Genomic DNA, 22,148 nt, shown 5'->3' on the forward strand with positions numbered 1-22,148 from the left:
AACAACTGGAATCAGAACAATGACTGGAACAACCAGAACAACAACTGGAACCAGAATAATGACTGGAACAACCAGAACAATGACTGGAATAACTGGAACAACCAGAATCAGAACAATGGCTGGGATTGGAACAATCAGAACAACAACACATGGAACGGTGTTGTAAACAACGATTGGAACAACCAGAACCAGAACAATGGCTGGGACTGGAACAACCAGAATAACAACAATAACTGGAATCAGAACCAGAATCAGGGCAATAACGGAAGTGCTTCCACAGGCAAGTTCAACAGTTCCGCTACAATGGCTGATGATTTCAGAACAGGTTCTTCACGCTACTTTATAGCTTCTGACGGCTGGACCAACGGCAATCCTTTCGACTGCGGCTGGTACAAGTCACAGACTGCTTTCAGAAACGGCGCACTTGAGCTCACAATTGACAAGGACAAGACTGGCAAGTACAACTATGCAGGTGCTGAGTACAGAACCAATGATTTCTATGGTTTCGGTTACTATGAGACATCTATGCAGGCTATGAAGAACACAGGTGTAAACTCATCATTCTTCACATATACAGGCGAGTCTGACGGTAATCCTTGGGACGAGATAGATATTGAGATCCTCGGTAAGGATACTACAAAGGTTCAGTTCAACTACTACACAAACGGACAGGGAAATCATGAGAAGATGTACGATCTTGGATTCGACTCTTCACAGGGCTTCCATACATTCGGCTTTGACTGGCAGCGTGACCACATAACATGGTATGTTGACGGTAAGGCAGTATACACAGCTTACGATAACATTCCTCAGACTCCCGGTAAGATCATGATGAATGCATGGCCGGGTACAGGTGTTGATGAGTGGCTTGGTCATTACGACGGAAAGACTCCTCTCACAGCACGTTATGAGTGGGCTACATACAACAAGCAGTAATTGCTTATAAATGCCAAATAGGTGTTTGCCTGTAAAAAAAGGACCGCATTTCTTATGGAATGCGGTCTTTTTGCTTTATTATGATGTTGATACAGGTCATATTTATCACAGATCGTTTCTGCGTAAGAGATAGAAAACATTATTATTCTCAAAGTCATTTATGATCGCTTCGGGGAGCAAAGACCTGCATTGCTGTTCGTCAGCCCATATATGTTCCTGATGTTCAGAGCTGAGCTTTACAGCTTTTGTATGCGTTTCGCACAGGTATACTATCAGCAGGTCGGGAAGCTCGCCTTCTAATATGGTTATGTAAGCAATATTTTTTATTTCTATATCAGTAATGCCTGTTTCTTCACTTATCTCCCTTATCGCTGCCTCCTCGGGAGTTTCGCCGTTTTCGATATTTCCACCTGTATTCTCCCATGTATCAGCGCCTATATCATCGTTTTTGCTTCGTTTGACAAGAAGAAAACGACCAAGCTCTTTATTGTATATGATACATTTTACGATTATTTTTGCTATCATTTCAAGGCTCCTGTATTCTATAAAATCAAGCTCCCGAATGTTATCGGGAGCTTTTGAATGTGATGATTATTTCTTTTCGGGTTCTTTATACTTGCCCTCAGAAAGTGCTTTGATAGTTTCTTCTGTGATGTCGTTATCCTGACCGAGTATGTAATTTTTACCTGCGGTGCGTTCCTTGACTGTTTTGTTGTACGTGTCTTTATCAGTTTTTTCGCCGTTGAGGTAGTAAACTACTTCTACAGTCTCGTCATTCTTCTTGCTGTTTTCGTTGTTGCCGTAGGTGAAGGCTTCTTCAAACTTATAAACATTGTTGAAGGTATAGATGCTTCCCGATGTAATGCTCGGACCGTCAAATTTAGTTGAGATCTCGTTCTTCTCGTCGTTGAAGAGCATAGTGCCGTCAGCGCCGAATGTGCCTACAGGAACAGGACAGCCGTTCCATGCGAATACATCTACATAAGGTGCGTAATGATATCCGCCCGAAACGAAAAGCTCAGGGACGCCGTCACCTGTTATATCCATGAGTGAGAAGTGGTTGTCGTCGTTTTCCTTCTTATATTTAAGGTAGTCGTTAAGTACAGCGCAGTAAGCTTCCTTCCAGTCCTTAGAATAGCCGAGAGCGGCGTTGATTATGTCATCATCGAAGCTGTGATCCATGCCTATTGATTTGAGAACGCCCTCAAAGAAGTGGTTATATTCTTCTGTATATTCGTCCTCAGTGACTTCCTTGCCGTTGACCTTTGCTGTATTGTCTGTGAGCTGGTAGGAGTATACATTTGGGAGCTTGTCGTTTTTCAGACGGTAAAGCTGAACGGTCTGGATATGCTCAGCATCGTTGTATCTGAATGTAGCAAGAAGACTTCTCTTCATTATGTAGCAGAGGTCAGCGCAGTTTTCAATCTTATTGAACTCGGTATAATCCGTATCGTTCAGAGATTTGAGAAGATAAGTCTTATTTCCCATAGGACCGTAGGATATGATGAGCTCAGGTATCTGATCGTCATTTATATCGTATATAGTAAAGCGGGCTGTATCATCATAATCGGCGGATTTCTTGAATTCCTCAAGTTCCTTGCGGTATAATTTGTCCCAGCTTACGTCCTCCATTTCCGTAACATCTATGGATTCACCTTCAACAGGATCCTCGTAGGAAGTATCTATATACATATCATCAAATTCTGTTGTTGGTTCTGTATTGTCGGTGCTTGCCGAAGAAGACGTGGAATCTGTTTTCGAAGCTGTAGTGCCGCCGTTGTCTTTCTTTTCATTCTTTGAACTGCAGCCGCAGAGAAGTGCAGTTACACATAAAAGAGCTGTTAGCTTTTTCATATCTTGACCTCCGTAGTATTTTTGTCTGTCATAGGTATTATATCACACATTCAATGATTTGTCATCTCTCTTATTGCTATTTTCGCAGATTTAGATGAAATGCGTGTGAAAATTAGCTGAAAACCTGTTTAAAGCGGTAAGGCGATGATAAATAAGCGTAAATACTACTTTTTGTATGCGAAAATTGATATTTTCTCATTTTTATGGTATAATCAAATGAGATTTTTTAATTTTTAAGGACTTTTTAAACTTTGGTATGTTATCATATTAACAGTAAAACACAAATACAACGGCGGAGGATAGTAAAATATGTTCTTTAAGATGCTGAAAAAAGACCTTAAATGCAAAAAAGGTCTGAATGTGATACTGTTTATATTCATAACCGTGGCATCGGTGCTGGTATTTGCAGGCTCTGTGGAAATATACTCCTATCTTACGGGAGAAAAGAGAATGACGAAGCTTTGCAATATCAGTTCTGCGGATATGATGGTTATGGGCAGTGTAGCAGAAGATGAGGAAAAGACGAAAAAGCTCGAGCAGATCCTTAATGATTACAAGGATGTTGAGAAGTATTATTCCTGTGATATGACAAGAATTAATTCTCTCAGAATGGATTATCCGAATATCCAGGAGGACGAAAGCAACAGCTTTTTCAGAAAGCAGACATACCTTATGAAGCTGCCCCGTGAATATGATCTTCTGTATGATACAAATGATATGCCCTTCTCTCTTAAAAGCGGTACTATAGCCTGTCCTGTGGGTTTCAGTACAAGCATAGGACTGAGGATAGGAGACAAAGTAAGGTTTACGACTTCTATGGGTGATATTTATGAGCTTGAAGTGGCTCGTTTTTTCAAGGAAAGCGGATTTACTGCAAGAAATCGTATCATAGTTGCAGACGAGGATTACGATACCCTTACAAAGGACGAAGTAAGAAAAATGAAGGATTACGGACTCTTTATAAGGGATTGTAATTCAGTAAAGGTAGATGAGATATTTACAAACCTGAAGGCTGAAGAAATAATCTGTCCTATATACATGAAAAATGATTTTTCAGATGACAGCTTTATAATGCAGGCGATAGTATCTGTTTTCGTTGTTATTATAAGTGCCTTCCTTATAGCTATCATATTTATGACTATAAGGTTTACAATGATAGCCGATCTGAAGAGAGAGGAAAAGGAAATAGGAATGATGAAGGCACTGGGTGTTGATTCGTTCAGTTTCAGGTGGCTGTTTGCTGCTAAATACATAGCCTTTGCGGTAATAGGCGGTACAATAGGAATTGCGGCAGGTATCCCTATCTCGGGACTTGTGGTCAATCTTTTCAATGCAAATGTGATACTTCCTCAGAAGTATGAGACAATTATCATCGGTATCATAGCTGTACTGGCTATCATAGCAATGATGATAGGCTTCTCGCTCATGGTAATGCGCAGGATAAGCAAGATATCCGTTATCGACTCTATACACGGCGAGAACTGCGGCGAGCGTTTCGGAAAGGGCTTTCCGCTTTTCCTGCACAAAAGGAAGAAGATGTCAGTGCCGTTTTTCCTTGCCATTACAGATATACTCGGACGTTTCAAGAGGTATATATTCCTGATAATCGCTTATACTCTCGGTGCGGCAATAATCCTGCTGGCATACAACGTCCGCAACAGTATAATTTCCAAAAATTACATGAAGCTGTTCCTGTATCATACAATAGATTTTGACGTGCGTTTAAGAGGAGATTTTGAAAAAGAGGTCGATAAACGCTGTGAGGCAGAGGGCAAGAATATACACGCGGTCATAAACGAATTGTTTGAGGAAAATGGTTTCCCTGCATATATAGATACCCTGAACTGTTCATGGGGTTCGCTTCTGAACGAAAAGGGCGATAAGGTCAAGAATTTCGACATAATATGGGGCGAAAACATTGATAAGCTCAGATACCGCAATGGAGGAAGAATGCCTGAGCTTGAAAACGAAGCGGCTATGAGTTATTTTACAGCAAGCAAGCTGGGTATAAAGCTCGGTGATGTGGTGACAGTGGATATAAGTGAGGAAAGCGAGGACGGTCTTTCCACTGATAATGTAAAGAGACAGCTTGTCATAACTGCTTTCTTTGACTATTTCGAGGCGGGCAGTCCTGAGATCATCATGGGTAAGGATTACCGAAAGGGGCAGGAGATCTATCCTAAGGACTGGATAGGCTATGTCATAGACGCGCCTGAAAGTCAGAAGGAAGGTATAGTTAAGGCTATGAAGAAACGCTTCGGAGGCGATGCCATAAGATCATGGCAGGAGTCGCTGAAGGAGGATCAGATGGCAGAATATGACAGACTTTTTGCCCTTCTTGAATATGTATTGGGCGGTGCAGTCATGTTCGTGCTCATACTTATAACATATCTCTATTCGACTGTATTCGTTACAGAGGAGACCTCTGAAATAGCATTGCTGAAGAGTACGGGCTTTACTGACGGCTCAATAAGGAAATGGCATCTGCTGAGAATGGCTGTGCTTGTAGTATTTTCGGTTGTGCTGGCTGAGGTACTGTTCAAGACGCTTGGTCAGCTGCTTATGACTAAATTCATGGAGAGCTATGAGGTAACGGGAGTAAACTTCCTGCCTGAGATAACTGTCAGCTTTATTATCATACCGCTTATTGTATTAGGTGCGGTACTGCTGACGGTAGCATTGACTCTCAAGAGCATACGCAATATCGGAATATGGAAAATATCAGAGGAGTAAGGGAGAGCAATATGGAAAAGGTTTTATCCGTAAAGGAACTTTGCAAGACATACATAATAAAGGAATACAGCAACAACGTGCTCAGAAATGTGAGCTTTGAACTCAATAAGGGAGATTTCGTATCTATAATGGGACCCAGCGGAAGCGGTAAATCCACGCTGCTGTATACTGTCAGCGGCATGGACGCAATGACATCGGGCTCTGTGGACTTTGGCGGCAGGGATTTAGGCTCAATGGGAAGAAAGGAGCTTTCAAAGCTCAGACTCAATGAAATGGGATTTATCTTCCAGCAGATGTACATGATGAAGAAACTGTGCGTATTTGACAATATCGTACTTCCCGCATATCAGGCGGGAACTCCTCGTGCTGTGGCAAACCAAAAGGCTGAGGAGCTCATGCGCAGGCTTGGGATAATAGATATAGCAGAGCATGAGGTCAACGAGGTATCGGGCGGACAGCTCCAGCGAGCCTGTCTGTGCAGAGCACTTATAAATTCGCCTAAGATGATATTCGCTGACGAGCCTACAGGCGCACTGAATTCAAAGGCTGCCGCAGATGTTATGAAGGAGATAACCGCAGCAAACCGTGAGGGTACTACTATAATGATGGTAACTCACAGCGTAAGGGTAGCTGCCATGAGCGATAAGGTGCTGTACCTCATCGACGGTGATATACAGGGAGAAATGGAGCTTGGAAAGCTTGTTGATGACGGTGAGATGCCTGCAAGAGAGCGCAAGCTTAAAAACTGGCTCATGGAGCAGGGTTGGTAAGGGGGAGCATGATGAAAAGAAGAAAAATATCGGCTGTATGTGCAGTGCTTATGTCAGCAGTTATGCTAAGCGGCTGCGGACGGCTTACGTATGATGATTATGTTGTACCCGAGTCTGACGAAGCTCCGCTTACCCCTGTTGCAAACAACTGTATAGAAAATAATTATGAGGGAACAGCTCCCACTAAGGAAGAAACAAAAGAAGTTTATACATCATCTGACGGATTGTGCAGGATAGAGAACAAGAACAGCTACTTTGATGTCACACTTGATTATGAAAATGGCAGCTATAAGGACGTAGGTGCGGCTTATGCCGAGGCTATACTCCTTGCAAGACCTGATTACGGTGAGATGCTGGAGCAGTACCTGTACGAAAATATAAATTCGGTCGCTAACGGTACCAAAGAGGATTATTCTGAGATAGAGAAAAGAGTGATGACCTTCTATACGGGACTTGACGATGACTACAGACAGGAGCTTGAAGGCTTTGCGGAGAAATTGGGAGATAAGGATATAGAATTCAAGCAGGACGGTAAACTCAGCCGTGATGAGGTTATATTAATGGAATTTATCCCCGATGCGCTGAGAGGGACAGCTTGCAGCGCTATCTCTGCCAACGGTAATACCACTGCAACAGGCGAGCGTATAACCTGCCGTGTACTTGAATGGCAGCTGGGAAGCGAGAACCAGCTTTGTCAGGCTCATTCTCTTGTACACTATAAAAACGGCGAAAAGAGCTTTACTTCCGTTACTTACATGGGATTTTTCCCGATACTCACAGCTGTGAATAAAAACGGAGTGCTTCTTGGCGAGCTTGATGTTGGAAGCAGCGATGCGGAATATACCTGTGAGGGCAAGACAAGCTATACCTACGCTATGAGATATGCTCTTGAAAATATGGATACCGCTAAGGAATGTGCGGAATATATGGCAGAAAATTCAAAGAGATTTCCTTATTGCGTGAATATACTTGCTACCGATAAGAATGACGCATTTATCGCAGAGCTTGTGGTCACAGATAAAGAGGGCGAGGGTGAGACAGTTATCCGCGACGGAAATACAAAGCTCAATAAAAAGCTTAAATGGGACGATACGAATTATATCTGTTCGGTAAACTCATTCTCCGCCGACGGAAATACAGATAAAATAACCTACAATGAAAGCAATTTGATAAGGTGGAACAAGTATAACAGACTTTTCTGCGGACAGAAGGATATGACACTCGAACGCTTCAAGGAGCTTATGACCTGTGAAAAGATAAATGACAAGCTCGTAAATATCCGCGGCGAGGGGCTTGTACATATGGTAATTGCAGACTATTCGACAAATACGCTTCAGGCGATACTTACAGGAACAGAGGGCGTTATTGATTCGCCCGAATTCATCGACCTCGGAAGCTGGGAATAAAGGAGTATGAAATGACAGATATCCTTATCATTGAGGACGACCCCGAAATGGGGGAGCTGGTAAGAGATTTTATGATAAATGAGGGCTTCTCGGTCAAGCTTTGCGCTGATGCCGAGACAGCCCTTGTGCTGCTTGAAGGGGAGGAGTGCAGATTAGTGCTCCTTGACGTTATGCTGCCGAAAATGAACGGCTTTGAGACTTGCTCGGCAATACGCAGCATAAGGAATATCCCTATCCTTATTATGAGCGCACTGACCGACGAGGAGAGCAAGCTACTCGGCTATGAGACAGGTGCTGATGATTATATCGACAAGCCATTTTCTATAAGGGTGCTTACTGCGAAGATACGCGCACTTATGAAAAGAAATTCACACGAAAGCGAAAGCAGAGGAGTACTTTGCAGCTGCGGTGTGGAGCTTGATACGGTTTCACGCCGTGTTACCGCAGGAGGGAAGGAGCTGAAGCTCAATGCGAAGGAGTTTGAGCTTTTGCAGTACCTCATGCAGCATGAGGGCGAGGCTGTAAGCAAGGACGAGCTTTTCAATGCGGTCTGGGGGTACGACTGCTTTACAGAGCCGAGCACAGTAAGCGTACATATCCGCTGGTTACGTGAAAAGATCGAAAAGGATCCTAACTCTCCCGAAATAATAAAGACCGTGTGGAAGGTCGGCTACAGATTTGGAGAGAGCCGATGAAGAAGATAATGATAACACTTGTCCTGCTATTTGTTGCGGCTGCGGCAGGACTTAATATAGGGTGCAGAAAGCTTATATCGGCTCAGAACAACAGGAGAAATGTTGCCGTAAACAGGATAAACGCGGAGCTTACGGCAGGCATTGCCGATGGCGGGAATGATGCGGAGAGCATTATATCAGCGAATATTGTAAAATGGAAAGCAAAATTCGGTGACGATGCTCCGGAAAGCATAAGCTTTATTCCCGTAAAAAGTGACAGCAGGGATGTTTTCTATGCACCTATATATAAAAGCAAGGCTCTTTGTGCTATATATGACAGCAGCGGAGAGATAGCAGGCTTTGCGGAATATCGCTACAGTGAAACTGATATCGCTCATGTGCTGCTCATAGGCAATATCGTTATATTAGTGAGCTTTCTTATAATTCTTGCTCATGCGCTTTATATATGGTTTGCAGTGATAGTTCCGTTCAGGAGACTGTCGGACTATCCCGAGCGTCTGGCTCGGCTGCGCGACATACAGAAGCTGCCCGAAAGCAGGAGCAGGTACTTCGGCAGGTATATATGGGGTATGAATATGCTGTCCGATGTGCTTGCGTCGAGCACAAAGCGTATAAATGAGCTTGAAGGACAAAGGCGCACTCTTGTATCGTCCATAGCGCACGGTGTCAAGACACCTGTATCAAATATTCGTCTTTATACCGACGCTGTAAGGACAGGGCTATACTCATCTGACCATGATATGATAGTCAGCATTGCTGACAAGATAGATAAGAATACCGAAAAGATAGATGCACTTGCAGCAGAGCTCCTCAACTCTGCTTCCTCATCGGCATCGGTCACAGACCTTGAAATAAGCCGTTTTTCTGTTGCTGAGCTGGCTGAACTTGTGAAGAGCGAATATAAGGACAGAATGGCTATGAAGAGGATACCCTTTGAGGTGGAATGTAACAGCCGTTCTGTAATGGAAAGCGATAAATACGCCCTCTTCCGTACTATAAGCCAGATATTGGAAAATGCGGTAAAGTACGGTGACGGGCATGGGATAAGGGTGAGCTTTACCAAGCAGGACGAAAGCTTCTGCATATCCGTAAAAAACAGCGGAGAGCTTCTGCCCGAAAAGGAGCTGCCTTATATATTCAGGAGCTATTGGCGCGGCTCAAATGCTGCCGAAAAAGACGGCAGCGGTATCGGAATGTATGTCGTTAATGAGACAGTTAAAGCTTTGGGCGGCAAAGTTTATGTAAGACGGCATGAAGATACTTCCGAAATGGAATTCGTCATTTATATAGAAAATCCATGATATAGTTATCGCCTGCGAGCATAAGGCGAATACAAATATAGAAGTTTTGTCCCTGAGTGTTTCAAAACATTCAGGGGCATTTTGTTTATTGTAGGGTACTCCGCCCTCGGCGTACGGCAAGCAAATGTATGATTTCGGGCTTTTTTATTAGGAAGTTGGTGAAAATATGCAATTTAGAACGCTGTCGAAGGTTTAGACTTGTGCAAGTATACAAATCGTTGTAAAAATCATAATATTGTATTGACAAACAATATTATACGGCGTATAATATTGTCATAAACCAAATATTGCAAACCATAAAATACTATATGGAAAGGAGAAAGTATATGGGTTTTTCAATTAATGCGGGATTGCTTGACGCTATGGTGCTTTCCATAGTTCAGCGCAATGACACCTATGGTTATGAGATAACGCAGTATCTGCGAAAGGCTGTGGATATATCGGAATCCACGCTTTATCCCGTACTGAGGCGATTGCAGAAGGGCGAGATGCTTGAAACATATGATAAGGAGTATATGGGCAGGAACCGCCGATACTACAAATTAACGTCGCAGGGTGAAACATCTCTGGAGGAATACAGAGAGGAATGGCGTAATCACAAGAAGAAGATCGACAGTATTTTAATGGATGAGGGAGCTGAAGAGAATGAACAAGCTTGAATTTCTTACAAGACTTAGAAACTGCCTGGAAAAAGGCGGTATGAATTCCGATGATATAAATGATGCCCTTACTTACTACGAAGAGGTATTTCTCGACGCAGGATTCGGTAAAGAGGAGGAGACAGCGGCTTCTATGGGCTCGCCCGAGGACGTGGCTGTAAATATTCTCCGTGAGAGCGGTATACAGATAAGCGGTCCTGAGGCATTTGCACCTCAGCCACCACCTGCACCTGCGCCTATGCCGCAGTACCAGAATCCGTATCCGTATCAGGGCGCACCTGTACAGCAGAAGTCAGGCAACTGGGGACTCAAGATATTTCTTGGCGTAATTACATTCCCCATATGGCTGCCGGTACTCATTGTTGTAGTATCTGTACTGTTTGCTTTCATTGTTGCGGCAATATCGATTGTATTTGCATTTATCGCTACAGGCATCGGTCTTATATTGGGCGGTATAGCAGCATTGTTTGAAGTACCGAGCATAGGACTTATGCTTCTCGGCGCAGGTCTTATCTTTACAGGTATCGTATTGCTTATCTGCAAGCCTGTTATAAACCGTGCTATCCCTGCAATGGGCAGAGGCATAAAGGGCGTATGCAACTGGATATGTGGTCTTTTCAGAAAAGGGGGAAAAGTAAATGGCTGAGAATATGAACATGGAAATGAATAACAATATGAATTATGGTATGAATGGTCAGTATACACAGGCACCGCAGAAGAAGAGCTCAGGCGGCGGACTTGCATGGCTGGTATTTTTGGTGGTAGGAATAATCCTGCTCGTTTTGGGCGTACTTCTCTACAACGGACGTGATAAGGACAAGTATTTCAAAACAAAGGATATGCACGAGACCTTCAGCAGCGAGTCAATCAGCAGAATTGAGCTTGATATCCCATATGCTGATATAACTATCGCAAAGAGCACTGATAAGATGATACATATTGATGCCGAAAATGTTCCCGAGATGTTTGTTGCAAAGACAGAGGGCTCGACATTCAAGACATTATGCAAGAAAAGAAAGATAGGCATTATTACGATTCCGAGATTAAATTTCTGGGACGATTCCGAAAACGCTGTTATAAAGGTTGCACTTCCCGAAAAGGAGTACAGCAGCTTCATTCTTGACCTTGGTGCAGGCGAGACAACAGCTTCGGATATAAAGTGCGGAAGCTTCAAGCTTGACTGTGGAGCGGGGGACATCACATTTACAAATGTAAAATGCAGCGCAGCTGATATCGACTGCGGAGCAGGACAGTTAAACATTACAGGTATGGACTGCAAGGAAAAGCTGGAGATAGACGGCGGAGCAGGTGAGATCAACGTACTTTCAAGCACTGTTGGCGGTCTTGACCTTGATCAGGGTGTAGGAAAGTTTGAGTTTTCAGGTACTATCAACGGAAATATCAACGCTGACGGCGGTGTAGGAGAGATGATATTCAGACTTACAAATCCTGAGACAGATTTCTCAAAGAACGGCGGAAAGTATAAAATGGATATAGATCATGGTGTTGGCTCGGTAGATGTTTACTACAATGAGTGATAAAAGCCATGCTTGACCATACTGAAATAAAAATAGGCGACAGGGTTCATCATCGGCTTTTCGGGAACGGTACAGTTACAGATACACTGCCTATCGGTGATGATACAGTTGTTACCATTGAGTTTGACAGCGGCAGCAGAAAAAAACTCTGCGCTGTTATCTCAGCACTTGAACGTGCAGAAGAAAATGACGAGCATACAGAGCCATGATATAGAATAGATAAAGCCGCAGAAACTCTAAGGAGCTTCTGCGGCTTTTGGTTTGCGGAAGAATTTGTATAGTCGGCGTTAGCGGTACAGAACTGTTTTCGCAGACTTTATATTTTTGTCTTATAACGGCAAAGAAACGAAAAAGGTGTTGTAGCCGTTTTCGCTTTCAGCCCATATCTTTCCGTTATGTTCCTTGATTATGCTGTCGGCGATAGAAAGTCCGAGACCGTAGCTCTGACCGTCATTCCTTGCCTGATCCACACGGTAAAAACGCTTGAAGATATCAACACGCTCTTCCTTTGTAAGCGGAGTTCCGAGACCCGATACCGACATAATACATTCAGAGCTGTGACGTTTCAGCTTCACGGTGACTTTGTCGGCAGGATCGGAATATTTCAGTGCATTGTCAAGCAGGATATTTATTACCTGTCTGAGCTTGTCCTTGTCGCCCTCGACATTGATATCGTTGTCGATATCAGCTGAAAGCTCCATATTATTTTCGTAAAACAGAGGCTCGAACGGCAGTATACTGTCGTTTATAAGCTTGCTGAGATCGACGTTGGAAAGCTTTATCAGTGTCCTGTTATTATCAAGCCTTGCAAGCTCTAAAAGACTTTCGACCAGTCCTCTCATACGCTGTGACGTTGAGAGGATATTTTTTGTAAATCCGAGCCTGTCGCTTTCGGAGTAGCTCTTATCGTTCATCATTTCCGCATTTGTCATGATAACAGTCAGCGGAGTTTTCAGTTCGTGGGAAGCGTCAGCTATGAACTGCTTCTGTTCGTTCCATGTTTTTTCGACAGGCTTTGTCACCCATTTTGCAAGGATAAGGCTGATAAGGAAGAATATTACATATCCCACAATTCCGATTATAGCCATGTTCCTGATAAGTCCCCTTATCATTGCCTTTTCGCTGGATATATCAGCAAATACTATGGTTTTTATTCGCCTGTTATGATCTTTCATGTATCTAAGGTCATAATCAGGTAATATACCTGTTTCTTCTTTTCTTTCATTAACAGCGTTTACAAGCTTCTGAAGCATCTCTTCATCTGTAAGATCAAAATAATCTCCGCCTGATGCTTTTATTTCACCGTTTTCGTATACAGTTACAGTAAAAAAAGGAAGTCTGATATTATTCTGTCTGTTGTCCTTATTGTTGTCAGGCTTATGCATAGGACCAGAGGCAGGAGGACGAAACGCCATTGTACGCATCATCTGCTCACTTTCTCTTTCGATGTTCTGCTTTGTAAAGTGCAGAACAAGTCCGAATATCACAACGAACAATATAGTTACGATACTCATTATTACTGCAATGAACTTTATTTTCAAACGTTTCAGCATTTTCCATCACACTCCAGATGATAGCCTAAACGTCTTATGGCTTCGATACGGATATCAGAGCCTATACTGATAAGCTTTTTCCGCAGAAAGCCTACATATACCTCAACATGGTTCTCGACTGCATTTGAATCATAGCCCCACACCTTAGTGAGGAGTGTCTCCTTTGAAATGTGATTTGTTCCCGAAGTCATAAGCATACGCATTACTTCAAACTCTCTTGCGGATAATCTCACATTATTCTCGCCGCATATCAGAGAGGCTGACTCCATATCAAGGCGTGTATTTCCGAAAGCAAGCTCGTTCACCTGTGAGCCCTGACGGCGGAGAAGAGCATTTACGCAGGCAAGGAGTTCTCTTGCGTCAAATGGCTTTGTCAGGTAGTAGTCCGCACCTGCGTCAAGCCCATGCACCTTGTCCTCAACGTCGGATTTCGCCGTCAGCATGAGAATAGGCGTTGCATTGCGTCCTTCACGGATAGCCTTTGCCACCTGATAACCGTTTTTCTTTGGAAGCATGATATCAAGTATTATAAGGTCATAGATATTCAGCATAGCGTACTGCTCTCCGCTTTCGCCGTCATAAACAGCTTCTGCTTCAAAGCCCTTTGACTGGAGCATGAGCTTCAGTGAATCCGCCAGGACCTTTTCATCTTCGATTATAAGGATTTTCATATGTGATTCCCCTTTCGTCACATAATATATACGCACATAACGCCGTGAACGGCGTTCTCTACATTAATTATAATACAACATATAACTGAATTCAAGCTGAAAATAAAAGGTTTTTCAGTTATTTCACTTAGATTTCACTTTGGTTTTACAGCCTTGACACTCGTTTTCAGCATCAATTCAGCGTTCATAGGTATAATTAATGCATAGGATAAATCGCACGCAGACTTACGTCCCTTCATCGGTCTGTGTGCGTACCTATGACAAAGAAAAGAGGTGAAACTATGGATCTGAGACATGAGATAAAGCACGAGATAAACTACTCAGACATGATAACTATACGCCACAGGTTAAGCGCAGTTGCTTATCACGATCCGCATACCATTGACGGAAAATACAATATCCGAAGTCTTTACTTTGATAATCTCGCAGATAAGGCACTTATGGAAAAGATAAACGGAATGAGCCGCCGTGAAAAGTTTCGTATCAGGTACTACAACGGCGATACATCGGTCATTCATCTTGAAAAGAAAAGCAAGATAGACCACTTGGGAAACAAGCAGAGCGCACCGCTTACCGCACAGCAGGCACAAAGCATAGTTGACGGTGATATAGGCTGGATGATAGAGTCGGAATATCCGCTTATTCGGGAGCTTTATTCAAAAATGCATACAGAGGGCATAGCTCCGAAAACCATCGTTGACTACACAAGAGAGCCATTTATATATCCCGCGGGAAATGTTCGGGTCACCCTTGATTACAATGTGCGGAGCGGCATGAGGTGTACGGATTTTCTTGATCCCGACTGTGTTACAGTTCCCGTTTCGGATAGTATAATCCTTGAAGTCAAATGGGACGGTTTCCTTCCCGATATCATCAGAGATGCAGTTGCCCTCTCAGACAGGCGTGAGGGAGCATTCTCAAAATATGCAGCCTGTAGAATTTACGGATAATAAGGAGTTTTTATTATGAGTTTCAGTGATGTTTTCAAGTCTAATTTTATAGAGAATGTGACCAGTGTCAGTATTCTCGACATGGCGATAGCTCTGCTTCTCGCATTTGGGCTGGGAATGTTCATATTCCTCGTGTACAAAAAGACCTATTCGGGAGTTATGTACTCTGCAAGCTTCGGCACGACTCTTGTTGCACTTACAATGATAACAACAGTAGTTATCCTTGCAGTTACAAGCAATGTAGTTCTTTCCCTCGGTATGGTCGGCGCACTTTCTATCGTCCGTTTCCGTACAGCCATAAAGGAACCGCTGGATATTGCCTTTCTTTTCTGGTCGATAGCAGTAGGTATCGTACTTGCAGCAGGCATGATACCTCTTGCAGTTATCGGAAGTATTATCATCGGCGTTATCCTGCTTATATTCGTAAACCGCAAGTCAAGCAAAAATCCTTATATCGTTGTAGTGCGCTGTGACGGCCACGACAGCGAAACAAAGGCTAAGGCTTTCCTTGACGGCAAGACCGAAAGGTGCGTAGTCAAGAGCAAAACTGCTCAGAAAGGCTCTGTAGAGCTGAATATGGAGATACGCCTTAAAGACGACAACACCGATTTCGTCAATGTCCTTGCAGACATGGAGGGCGTGAGCAGTGCTGTTCTTGTAAGCTACAACGGTGATTACATGGGATAAGGGTGTGATAGAATGTCGGCACATAAGAACATAGACAGGATATGCATTATTATCACTGCCATTGCTATTGTCATAGCCTTTATATTCTGCAACGGTCAGGTCTTCGACATACAGACCACGGCTCACGCTATGGGCTATGAGAACCGTCTGTTTGACCGCTCTAAGGTACATACCATTGACATAGTGATGAACGACTGGGAAGGCTTCATAGCGGGCTGTGAGAGCGAGGAATATTCCGCCTGCAATCTTGTCATCGACGGCGAAGCAGTGAAAAATGTGGGTATCAGAGCTAAGGGAAATACTTCTCTCAGTTCCGTAAAGAATATGGACAGCGAACGCTACAGCTTCAAGATAGAGTTCGATCAGTACGAAAACGGCAAGACCTATCACGGACTTGACAAGCTCTGTCTGAACAACATTATTCAGGACAACACCTACATGAAGGACTATCTTGCATATACGCTGATGTATGATTTCGGCGTTGATGCTCCGCTTTGCAGCTATGCCTATATCACAGTAAACGGTGATGACTGGGGTCTGTACCTTGCTGTAGAGGCTATAGAGGAGTCGTTCCTTGAAAGAAACTACGGCAGTAATTACGGTGACCTTTACAAGCCTGATGCTATGAGCTTCGGCGGCGGCAGAGGTAACGGTAAAGACTTTAGTATGGGGAATTTTAAAGATAAAATGAGCGAAGAAGATAAAGAAAGCTCAGACGATAACAATAATTCATTCAAAGCTCCCGAATTCGGCGGAGATATGCCTGACTTCGGCAATATGCCTGATTTTGGCGGAGATATGCCGCAGTTCGATCCTGATAATATGCCCGAAGACTTCGGTGACTTTGATCCTTCAAAGATGTTCGGAGAGGAGGGCGAAAAGCCTGATTTCGGCGGCGGCTTCGGTATGGGCAGTGATGATGTAAAGCTGAAATATACCGATGATGATATTGACAGCTATTCCAATATCTTTGGCAATGCCAAAACACCTGTTGACAAAGCCGATAAGAAGCGCCTTATAAGCTCGCTGAAAGCTCTGCTGGAGCAGTCTGACCTTGAAAACACAGTTGATACCGAAGAGGTTATCCGCTATTTCGTAGTCCATGATTTTCTCGTCAACGGTGACAGCTACACAGGTCAGATGATACATAACTACTACCTCTATGAGGAAGACGGTCAGCTTTCAATGATACCCTGGGACTACAATCTTGCTTACGGTTCATTTATGGGCGGTAATGCTTCATCGTCCGTTAATTCGCCTATTGATACACCTGTATCGAACGGCATGAGTGATCGTCCCATGATAGCGTGGATATTTGACAATGAGGAATACACAGAGCAGTATCACAGCCTTTTCAGTGAATTTATTGAAAGTGTGGACTTTGAAAAGCTTGTAGCCGATACAGCAGAGCTCATCGACAAATATGTCGAGAAAGATCCGACTAAATTCTGTACCTATGAGGAATTCAAAACAGGCGTTGAGGCGATCAGCAAGTTCTGTACTCTCCGTGCAGAAAGCGTAAGCGGACAGCTTGACGGTACTATCCCTGCAACCACAGAGGGACAAAAGGCTGACAGCTCCGCACTTATTGATACAGACGGTCTGAATACCTCGGACATGGGCTCAATGGGCGGCGGAAAAGGCGGCTTCGGAGGAAAACGCAATGAAAGCTTGTCGGATAAGTCTGACATGACAAAAACAACTGATAATACTGCGCAAAAGGCAACAAGAAAGGGGATGCCTGATACTTCGTCCTTATCTGTAGCAAACCTTAGCAATGTACAGGCTCCAAACGGAAACGGCAGACCTGACAGAAAAAGCGATAATTCAAATGAAACCAAGGGCGAAAAGCCGAATTTTGGCGGCGGACAGCCTCCGCAGGGCTTCGACGGAGAAATGCCCGATGATTTCGACCCAAGCAATATGCCTGATTTCGGCGGACAGCCGCCACAGGACTTTGATCCGGACAATATGCCCGAAGGTTTTTCACCATTCGGCGATACTGAAAATACGACCGATAATAACAGTGATGATGATAGCGAAGTGAAAGAAAAAACTGATGCACCTGAAGAAGAGGCAGCATCAGATAATAACAGCGGCGCAAATACACAAAAAAGGCCGGGCGGCGGCGAAAGACCTGATATGGACGGATTTTCTCCTATGAACGGTGCTCCCGAAGAAAATAACAGCACAGCATATATATTGCTTGGAGTTTCTGCACTTATTCTTTTGATCGGTCTTGGATTTGCTGTTAAATTCAAGCGATAATACTACTTGCTTAATATTTATAAAAACAGGCGGATACCTTATGAAGTATCCGCCTGTTTTTTCTTGCGGCGGTAATAGGGGACGATGTCACGCTGAAAAAGAAATCCCACAGCATAAGCTGTGGGAAATCCTTCCAAAATATCATTTATATGAGGAATGAGAACGCATTGTTATATGTCACAGATCGAGCAGTCTGCGCTGTATAGCGCTTGCATCGTTTGAATTAAGTCCGTCGCAGTCGCCTTCAACATCGGCGTTGAACATAGCTGCATCTGTGAGCTGGTATTTGTCGGGGTTAGCAAGGTACTGCATGATAAGAACTGCGTCTGCCATATCTACCTCACCGTCACCGTTAACGTCACCGCTGCGTGAACTGTCAATATCCCATAACATACCCATATTGCTGTCGTAGTTGTACGAACCGCCCGAGCTTGAATTGCTCTCGCCTGTCTTTATAAGCACGTACATCTGGGTTATCATTATGTCATAGACATCGCCGCTTGTGCCGTTGTTGTTGAAATCACAGTTTGATGTGATGTTGTTCCATACTCTGGGAGGAAGGGCGCTCTGTGAAGCGTTTCTTCCGTTGAGGATATCTCCGAAGTATACATCAGAGGCTTCATAGTCGCTGCGGTCGATAACTCCGTCAAGGTTTATATCGGGAGCTGATCTTCTTCCTGCGGCAACGTCCTTGCAGTATTCATCGAAGCAGCTGTTGAACTTCTGGGTATTGAATGTGAAGAGATACTCTTCTATACCCGTTGTCTCACAGTACTCCTCAAAATATCTTTCTGGGCTGTAATACCTTGAATACTTTTCGGGGATAATGCTGTTATAATAGCTTGCCTCGGCATATTCCGAGCGGAACGGTGTATATTCGAGCAGGCACCATACGAAGTAATTTTCGAGCCAGCTGTCACGAGTGATAGCTTCTGCTTTGCTGCGAAGCTCATTGCATCGCTGAACAGTAGTCTCAGGTCTTTCCCACGGAATGAAATCTCCGCTGTCCTGCTTGGATTTGCTTAAATTAGTGGTGCAGACGAAATAGTCGATATAATCGTTTATATCAAAGAGTCCGTCAGCGTTTACATCGAGGTCGATGCGTTTATTTCTGTATGCGGCAGATATAAGCGGATAACCGGCCATAAGGTGGTCGCTTTCGCTGAATACTGCCGAAACGAACAATTCGGAAGCAAACGGAGCATATGCTCCTGTTATAGTATCTCGGTAGGGATAGCTTTCAAGGCTGAAAAATTCAGGCTTTGCGCCTTCCTTTATGAGCAGATACCTTATAAGCTCGGTATAGTTGAGCCATGAAGGGGCATTGTTTTCCTCGTCATTGACCTTTGATATGCCGTATGCTCTGCATTTTTCCGCAGCAGTATCGGATACCTGATAATAGTTGCTGTAGCAGAAGACATCATAGCAGTCTCTGATGTTGAAAACGCCGTCGCAGTTGATATCGGCAATATCAATGTTTGCCTCAAGCTCTGCGAAGATATCGCTCTCATCGGGATACATTCTGGTATATGGCAGCTTATACTCGGCAGCAGAAGCCATTGGTATAGCATTTCCGCCCATAACGAAGGCGGAAGCAAAAGCGCCGAGATGCTTCATATAATATGTTTTTTCTTCGTTTGTTATAGTATATTCTGTAGTGAAAGTCTCACTTTTGGTCTTTGTAGTTACTCTGCTGTGGTCGGAACGGCTTGCAGTAGTGCTACGAGATTTTGCTCCCAGTGCAGTAAGAGCTGTTCCCGTTGTTACCGCAGTTGTCTTAGCAGCCCCATTTCTGACCGTTGTGACTGCGCTGACGTTTACAGTAGTTGCGCTTGCTGTTTCGCCGTTCCCGATAGCAGTAGTGATCGGCTGGATTTCACCATTACCGACCGTTGTCGTAACGATCGCAGGCTCGTCACGAAAATCATTTTCGCTTGGTTTTGAGCGGTCACTGAGATTTGCCCATACACCCAGAGCCATTGCGCCTGCCGCAGCAGCCGCGGAAAGTCTGAATATAACAGGATATCTCTTTTTCCGCTGCATTTCCTGAGCGGAGATGACTTCAGCCTGCATAAGAAATTCATTTTTGTGCTTGGTCTCAGGAAATCTGAATGATTCCTGAACAGCCTTTTTCATTCTTTTATTCAAGCCTCAGCCCTCCGATCCTTTAAAATCTTTTTTCAGACGCGCGAGTATCTGCTTAATCATGCGGCTCATCTTGAACCGTGATACCCCGTATAGCTCGCTCAGCACGCCTATTGGTACTTCATTTACATAACGCAGCAGGATTATCTCCTGTTCCTCGGCGGATAATTTCTTGATGGCGTCACCGAGTGCCACATTTGTAAGAATAAAGTCCTCGTAATCTTTTCCGTCGCTCATATCTTCCGAAAGCTCTTCAGTTTTCTTCCGATGATAGGCATCTGCACACAGATTACCTGCGATAGTGTACAGATAATGGAGCTCCTTACCCATATCGTGGTAATGAGAGCTTTCAAGAAAACGGAGAAAGGTCTCTTGTGTCAGATCTTCAGCTTTATCCCGGTCGTGAATCTTATAGTAACAGTAGCGGAATATTTTATCGTATTGATCTTTTATGTCCACTGACACGCTGAAACCTCCCTTCATTAATGTATAACTGTTTAAGAGCAGAGAATGTGCAAAGAAAATTGTAAACAATTTGTGAACAAACTTCTGCCGTATTTTTATTATACCATATGGGCGGAAATAAAGCAATAACAGGTAGGGATATTTCCTGTAAAAAATCAACTTCATCGGTATTTTAGTCGGTTGAAAATCTGATTTTTATATGGTAGAATAATAAAAACATCAAGGAGGATATATGATGAAGAAGATAGCTTCGGCAGCAGCTGCTGCTTGTGTATTTATGACGGGTATGACTTTTTCTTCTGATAGAGCCTGTGCAGAACGCGGACAGCAGGCTGAAAATATAAAAATAATGGCAATAGGCGACTCTATAACCGACGGTTACGGAGTATCGGGCTCTTACAGGAAATTCCTGTACAATGAGCTTACAAAAAAGGGCTATTCTGTTGATATGGTAGGTTCAAAGGGCAATAACTTCATGGCTGAATATACCGACAGCGAAACAGGGGAGAGCTTCACCTACGATGACGACAATACAGGCTACAGCGGCTATGCCATAAAGGAGTATCCCGGCAGAAACGGTATCCTTGAAACGTTGAAGTCCACTGACTGTCTTGCGTCCTGCAATCCCGATATCGTAATATTGCAGATAGGCACAAATGATGTTATCGACAACCACGATATGGAAAACTCGGGCAGACGCTTGCAGGAGCTTGTGGAGTATATCATGGACAATATCCCCGAAAGCTCCACTCTTTTCGTGACTACGATACCCGATGTTGACCCTAATCGAAGCGGTGTTTACGACTGGTTCGGCAATTACCGTCATTCCGCCGACTGGCAGACCAATTATCCCGATGATGTGGCTGAGGAGAGTATACATAAGACGGTAAAGACGTATAATGCCGAGGTCACAGCAACTATACAGAAAATGAGAAGTGTCAGGATATTGAGCGGCTGGGATATCAATTCGGGCGGCGAGACTCCCGATGAAAGCACACTGAAAGGTCCTCAGCTTAGAAATGCAGATGTATCGAGCGTTATCACAGATGTCAAGACTCAGCTTATGGACGGAGTTCACCCAAATAATACGGGCTATAAGCTTATGGGCGAATACTGGGCAGAGGTCATAGACTCCTACCTGAAAAATGCACCGTCTGTTCAGCCTTCCGAAACAAAATACGATGTAGCAGATCTTGTCAAGCTCCAGAAGTTCATTCTCGGTGCTTCCGAAGAGGCAAACAGCGATATAACACTTGAAAAATACGATATCAATAAAGATGAAGCTATAGACGTGTTTGATGTTGTGAAATTAAGAAAGATATTAACAAAAGACTCCTCTGTAACCTCGATACCCATATAGCAGTTTTGTAGTATTTATTGAGAGAACCCCTTTTGAAAAAGGGGCTTCTCTCAAACTCTCTCCCTAAAACTTTCAGTTTTATTTTTTCTCAGATAGGGCACACCCTGCATTACATGCGGGGCTTTTTTATTTTGGTGTGCCCTATCTGAGAAAAAAT

At 43.7% G+C, this 22,148-nt stretch carries 19 protein-coding genes and 1 pseudogene; 14 read left to right on the forward strand and 6 right to left on the reverse strand.

The annotated features are described in order from the left end of the window. Positions 1-285: 285 nt before the first annotated feature. Positions 286-924: pseudogene (gene bglS / locus BUB28_RS16110) on the forward strand (beta-glucanase); the annotation flags it as partial. A gap of 117 nt (positions 925-1,041) precedes the next feature. Here the strand turns inward: bglS and BUB28_RS16115 are convergent. Both BUB28_RS16115 and BUB28_RS16120 read right to left on the reverse strand, forming a co-directional pair. Further along, positions 1,042-1,461: an NUDIX domain-containing protein gene (locus BUB28_RS16115; RefSeq protein ID WP_072952533.1), complete on the reverse strand. Its 420-nt coding sequence runs from the start codon at positions 1,459-1,461 to the stop codon at positions 1,042-1,044. A 66-nt stretch (positions 1,462-1,527) separates the two neighbouring features. Then, complete coding sequence (locus tag BUB28_RS16120; RefSeq protein WP_072952534.1) at positions 1,528-2,790, reverse strand: hypothetical protein; 1,263 nt, start codon at positions 2,788-2,790, stop codon at positions 1,528-1,530. A 309-nt stretch (positions 2,791-3,099) separates the two neighbouring features. Between BUB28_RS16120 and BUB28_RS16125 the strand changes: the two genes are divergently transcribed. The 9 genes from BUB28_RS16125 (at position 3,100) to BUB28_RS16165 (ending at position 12,101) form a co-directional block, all read left to right on the forward strand. Continuing rightward, entirely contained in the window at positions 3,100-5,523 is a 2,424-nt protein-coding gene (locus BUB28_RS16125; protein ID WP_072952535.1) for an ABC transporter permease, read from the forward strand. A gap of 11 nt (positions 5,524-5,534) precedes the next feature. After that, positions 5,535-6,293 (forward strand): ABC transporter ATP-binding protein, encoded by a 759-nt coding sequence (locus tag BUB28_RS16130; protein ID WP_072952551.1) that lies wholly within the window; start codon positions 5,535-5,537, stop codon positions 6,291-6,293. A gap of 11 nt (positions 6,294-6,304) precedes the next feature. Beyond that, on the forward strand, positions 6,305-7,699 hold the full coding sequence (locus BUB28_RS16135) for a C45 family autoproteolytic acyltransferase/hydrolase (RefSeq protein ID WP_072952536.1): 1,395 nt from the start codon (positions 6,305-6,307) through the stop codon (positions 7,697-7,699). Between the two features lie 11 nt (positions 7,700-7,710). After that, positions 7,711-8,394, forward strand: a complete 684-nt coding sequence (locus BUB28_RS16140; RefSeq protein WP_072952537.1) for a response regulator transcription factor — start codon at positions 7,711-7,713, stop codon at positions 8,392-8,394. Further along, positions 8,391-9,695, forward strand: coding sequence for a sensor histidine kinase (locus BUB28_RS16145; RefSeq protein ID WP_072952538.1), 1,305 nt, complete (start codon positions 8,391-8,393; stop codon positions 9,693-9,695). The genes BUB28_RS16140 and BUB28_RS16145 overlap by 4 nt, the downstream gene beginning before the upstream one ends. A gap of 326 nt (positions 9,696-10,021) precedes the next feature. Then, entirely contained in the window at positions 10,022-10,354 is a 333-nt protein-coding gene (locus BUB28_RS16150) for a PadR family transcriptional regulator (protein WP_072952539.1), read from the forward strand. Then, positions 10,341-11,000 (forward strand): DUF1700 domain-containing protein, encoded by a 660-nt coding sequence (locus BUB28_RS16155; RefSeq protein WP_072952540.1) that lies wholly within the window; start codon positions 10,341-10,343, stop codon positions 10,998-11,000. Before BUB28_RS16150 ends, BUB28_RS16155 begins: the two co-directional genes overlap by 14 nt. After that, positions 10,993-11,892 carry a DUF4097 family beta strand repeat-containing protein gene (locus BUB28_RS16160; protein WP_072952541.1) on the forward strand — a complete coding sequence of 300 codons (900 nt, stop codon included), beginning with the start codon at positions 10,993-10,995 and terminating at the stop codon, positions 11,890-11,892. The genes BUB28_RS16155 and BUB28_RS16160 overlap by 8 nt, the downstream gene beginning before the upstream one ends. 8 nt (positions 11,893-11,900) lie before the next feature. Beyond that, positions 11,901-12,101: a hypothetical protein gene (locus BUB28_RS16165; protein WP_072952542.1), complete on the forward strand. Its 201-nt coding sequence runs from the start codon at positions 11,901-11,903 to the stop codon at positions 12,099-12,101. A gap of 120 nt (positions 12,102-12,221) precedes the next feature. Here the strand turns inward: BUB28_RS16165 and BUB28_RS16170 are convergent, their stop codons facing one another. Both BUB28_RS16170 and BUB28_RS16175 read right to left on the reverse strand, forming a co-directional pair. Further along, positions 12,222-13,445 (reverse strand): sensor histidine kinase, encoded by a 1,224-nt coding sequence (locus tag BUB28_RS16170; protein WP_072952543.1) that lies wholly within the window; start codon positions 13,443-13,445, stop codon positions 12,222-12,224. Continuing rightward, the gene (locus tag BUB28_RS16175; protein ID WP_072952544.1) at positions 13,439-14,116 is read right to left on the reverse strand and encodes a response regulator transcription factor; all 678 of its coding nucleotides are present in this window, start codon (positions 14,114-14,116) and stop codon (positions 13,439-13,441) included. The genes BUB28_RS16170 and BUB28_RS16175 overlap by 7 nt, the downstream gene beginning before the upstream one ends. A 281-nt stretch (positions 14,117-14,397) precedes the next feature. Here BUB28_RS16175 and BUB28_RS16180 point away from each other — a divergent pair, with 281 nt between their 5' ends. The 3 genes from BUB28_RS16180 to BUB28_RS16190 are packed head-to-tail and all read left to right on the forward strand — an operon-like array spanning position 14,398 to position 18,021. Continuing rightward, on the forward strand, positions 14,398-15,066 hold the full coding sequence (locus BUB28_RS16180) for a polyphosphate polymerase domain-containing protein (protein WP_072952545.1): 669 nt from the start codon (positions 14,398-14,400) through the stop codon (positions 15,064-15,066). 15 nt (positions 15,067-15,081) lie between these two features. Continuing rightward, complete coding sequence (locus tag BUB28_RS16185) at positions 15,082-15,753, forward strand: DUF4956 domain-containing protein (protein ID WP_072952546.1); 672 nt, start codon at positions 15,082-15,084, stop codon at positions 15,751-15,753. A gap of 12 nt (positions 15,754-15,765) precedes the next feature. Next, the gene (locus BUB28_RS16190) at positions 15,766-18,021 is read left to right on the forward strand and encodes a CotH kinase family protein (RefSeq protein WP_072952547.1); all 2,256 of its coding nucleotides are present in this window, start codon (positions 15,766-15,768) and stop codon (positions 18,019-18,021) included. Between the two features lie 177 nt (positions 18,022-18,198). On the opposite strand, the gene BUB28_RS16195 is transcribed toward BUB28_RS16190, so the two are convergent. Further along, complete coding sequence (locus BUB28_RS16195; protein WP_072952548.1) at positions 18,199-20,169, reverse strand: dockerin type I domain-containing protein; 1,971 nt, start codon at positions 20,167-20,169, stop codon at positions 18,199-18,201. Between the two features lie 3 nt (positions 20,170-20,172). Further along, positions 20,173-20,631, reverse strand: a complete 459-nt coding sequence (locus tag BUB28_RS16200; protein WP_072952549.1) for an RNA polymerase sigma factor — start codon at positions 20,629-20,631, stop codon at positions 20,173-20,175. A gap of 232 nt (positions 20,632-20,863) precedes the next feature. Between BUB28_RS16200 and BUB28_RS16205 the strand changes: the two genes are divergently transcribed. Continuing rightward, positions 20,864-21,991 carry an SGNH/GDSL hydrolase family protein gene (locus BUB28_RS16205; protein WP_081373578.1) on the forward strand — a complete coding sequence of 376 codons (1,128 nt, stop codon included), beginning with the start codon at positions 20,864-20,866 and terminating at the stop codon, positions 21,989-21,991. Positions 21,992-22,148 lie beyond the last annotated feature (157 nt).

Origin of the sequence: Ruminococcus flavefaciens (assembly GCF_900143025.1) — a bacterium.
GTDB lineage: Bacteria > Bacillota > Clostridia > Oscillospirales > Ruminococcaceae > Ruminococcus > Ruminococcus flavefaciens_I.

Bases quoted from the DNA above. Each gene is read 5' to 3' on its own strand.
- BUB28_RS16115 (WP_072952533.1), bottom strand. From the start codon at position 1,461: ATGATAGCAAAAATAATCGTAAAATGTATCATATACAATAAAGAGCTT.
- BUB28_RS16120 (WP_072952534.1), bottom strand. From the start codon at position 2,790: ATGAAAAAGCTAACAGCTCTTTTATGTGTAACTGCACTTCTCTGCGGC.
- BUB28_RS16125 (WP_072952535.1), top strand. From the start codon at position 3,100: ATGTTCTTTAAGATGCTGAAAAAAGACCTTAAATGCAAAAAAGGTCTG.
- BUB28_RS16130 (WP_072952551.1), top strand. From the start codon at position 5,535: ATGGAAAAGGTTTTATCCGTAAAGGAACTTTGCAAGACATACATAATA.
- BUB28_RS16135 (WP_072952536.1), top strand. From the start codon at position 6,305: ATGAAAAGAAGAAAAATATCGGCTGTATGTGCAGTGCTTATGTCAGCA.
- BUB28_RS16140 (WP_072952537.1), top strand. From the start codon at position 7,711: ATGACAGATATCCTTATCATTGAGGACGACCCCGAAATGGGGGAGCTG.
- BUB28_RS16145 (WP_072952538.1), top strand. From the start codon at position 8,391: ATGAAGAAGATAATGATAACACTTGTCCTGCTATTTGTTGCGGCTGCG.
- BUB28_RS16150 (WP_072952539.1), top strand. From the start codon at position 10,022: ATGGGTTTTTCAATTAATGCGGGATTGCTTGACGCTATGGTGCTTTCC.
- BUB28_RS16155 (WP_072952540.1), top strand. From the start codon at position 10,341: ATGAACAAGCTTGAATTTCTTACAAGACTTAGAAACTGCCTGGAAAAA.
- BUB28_RS16160 (WP_072952541.1), top strand. From the start codon at position 10,993: ATGGCTGAGAATATGAACATGGAAATGAATAACAATATGAATTATGGT.
- BUB28_RS16165 (WP_072952542.1), top strand. From the start codon at position 11,901: ATGCTTGACCATACTGAAATAAAAATAGGCGACAGGGTTCATCATCGG.
- BUB28_RS16170 (WP_072952543.1), bottom strand. From the start codon at position 13,445: ATGCTGAAACGTTTGAAAATAAAGTTCATTGCAGTAATAATGAGTATC.
- BUB28_RS16175 (WP_072952544.1), bottom strand. From the start codon at position 14,116: ATGAAAATCCTTATAATCGAAGATGAAAAGGTCCTGGCGGATTCACTG.
- BUB28_RS16180 (WP_072952545.1), top strand. From the start codon at position 14,398: ATGGATCTGAGACATGAGATAAAGCACGAGATAAACTACTCAGACATG.
- BUB28_RS16185 (WP_072952546.1), top strand. From the start codon at position 15,082: ATGAGTTTCAGTGATGTTTTCAAGTCTAATTTTATAGAGAATGTGACC.
- BUB28_RS16190 (WP_072952547.1), top strand. From the start codon at position 15,766: ATGTCGGCACATAAGAACATAGACAGGATATGCATTATTATCACTGCC.
- BUB28_RS16205 (WP_081373578.1), top strand. From the start codon at position 20,864: ATGATGAAGAAGATAGCTTCGGCAGCAGCTGCTGCTTGTGTATTTATG.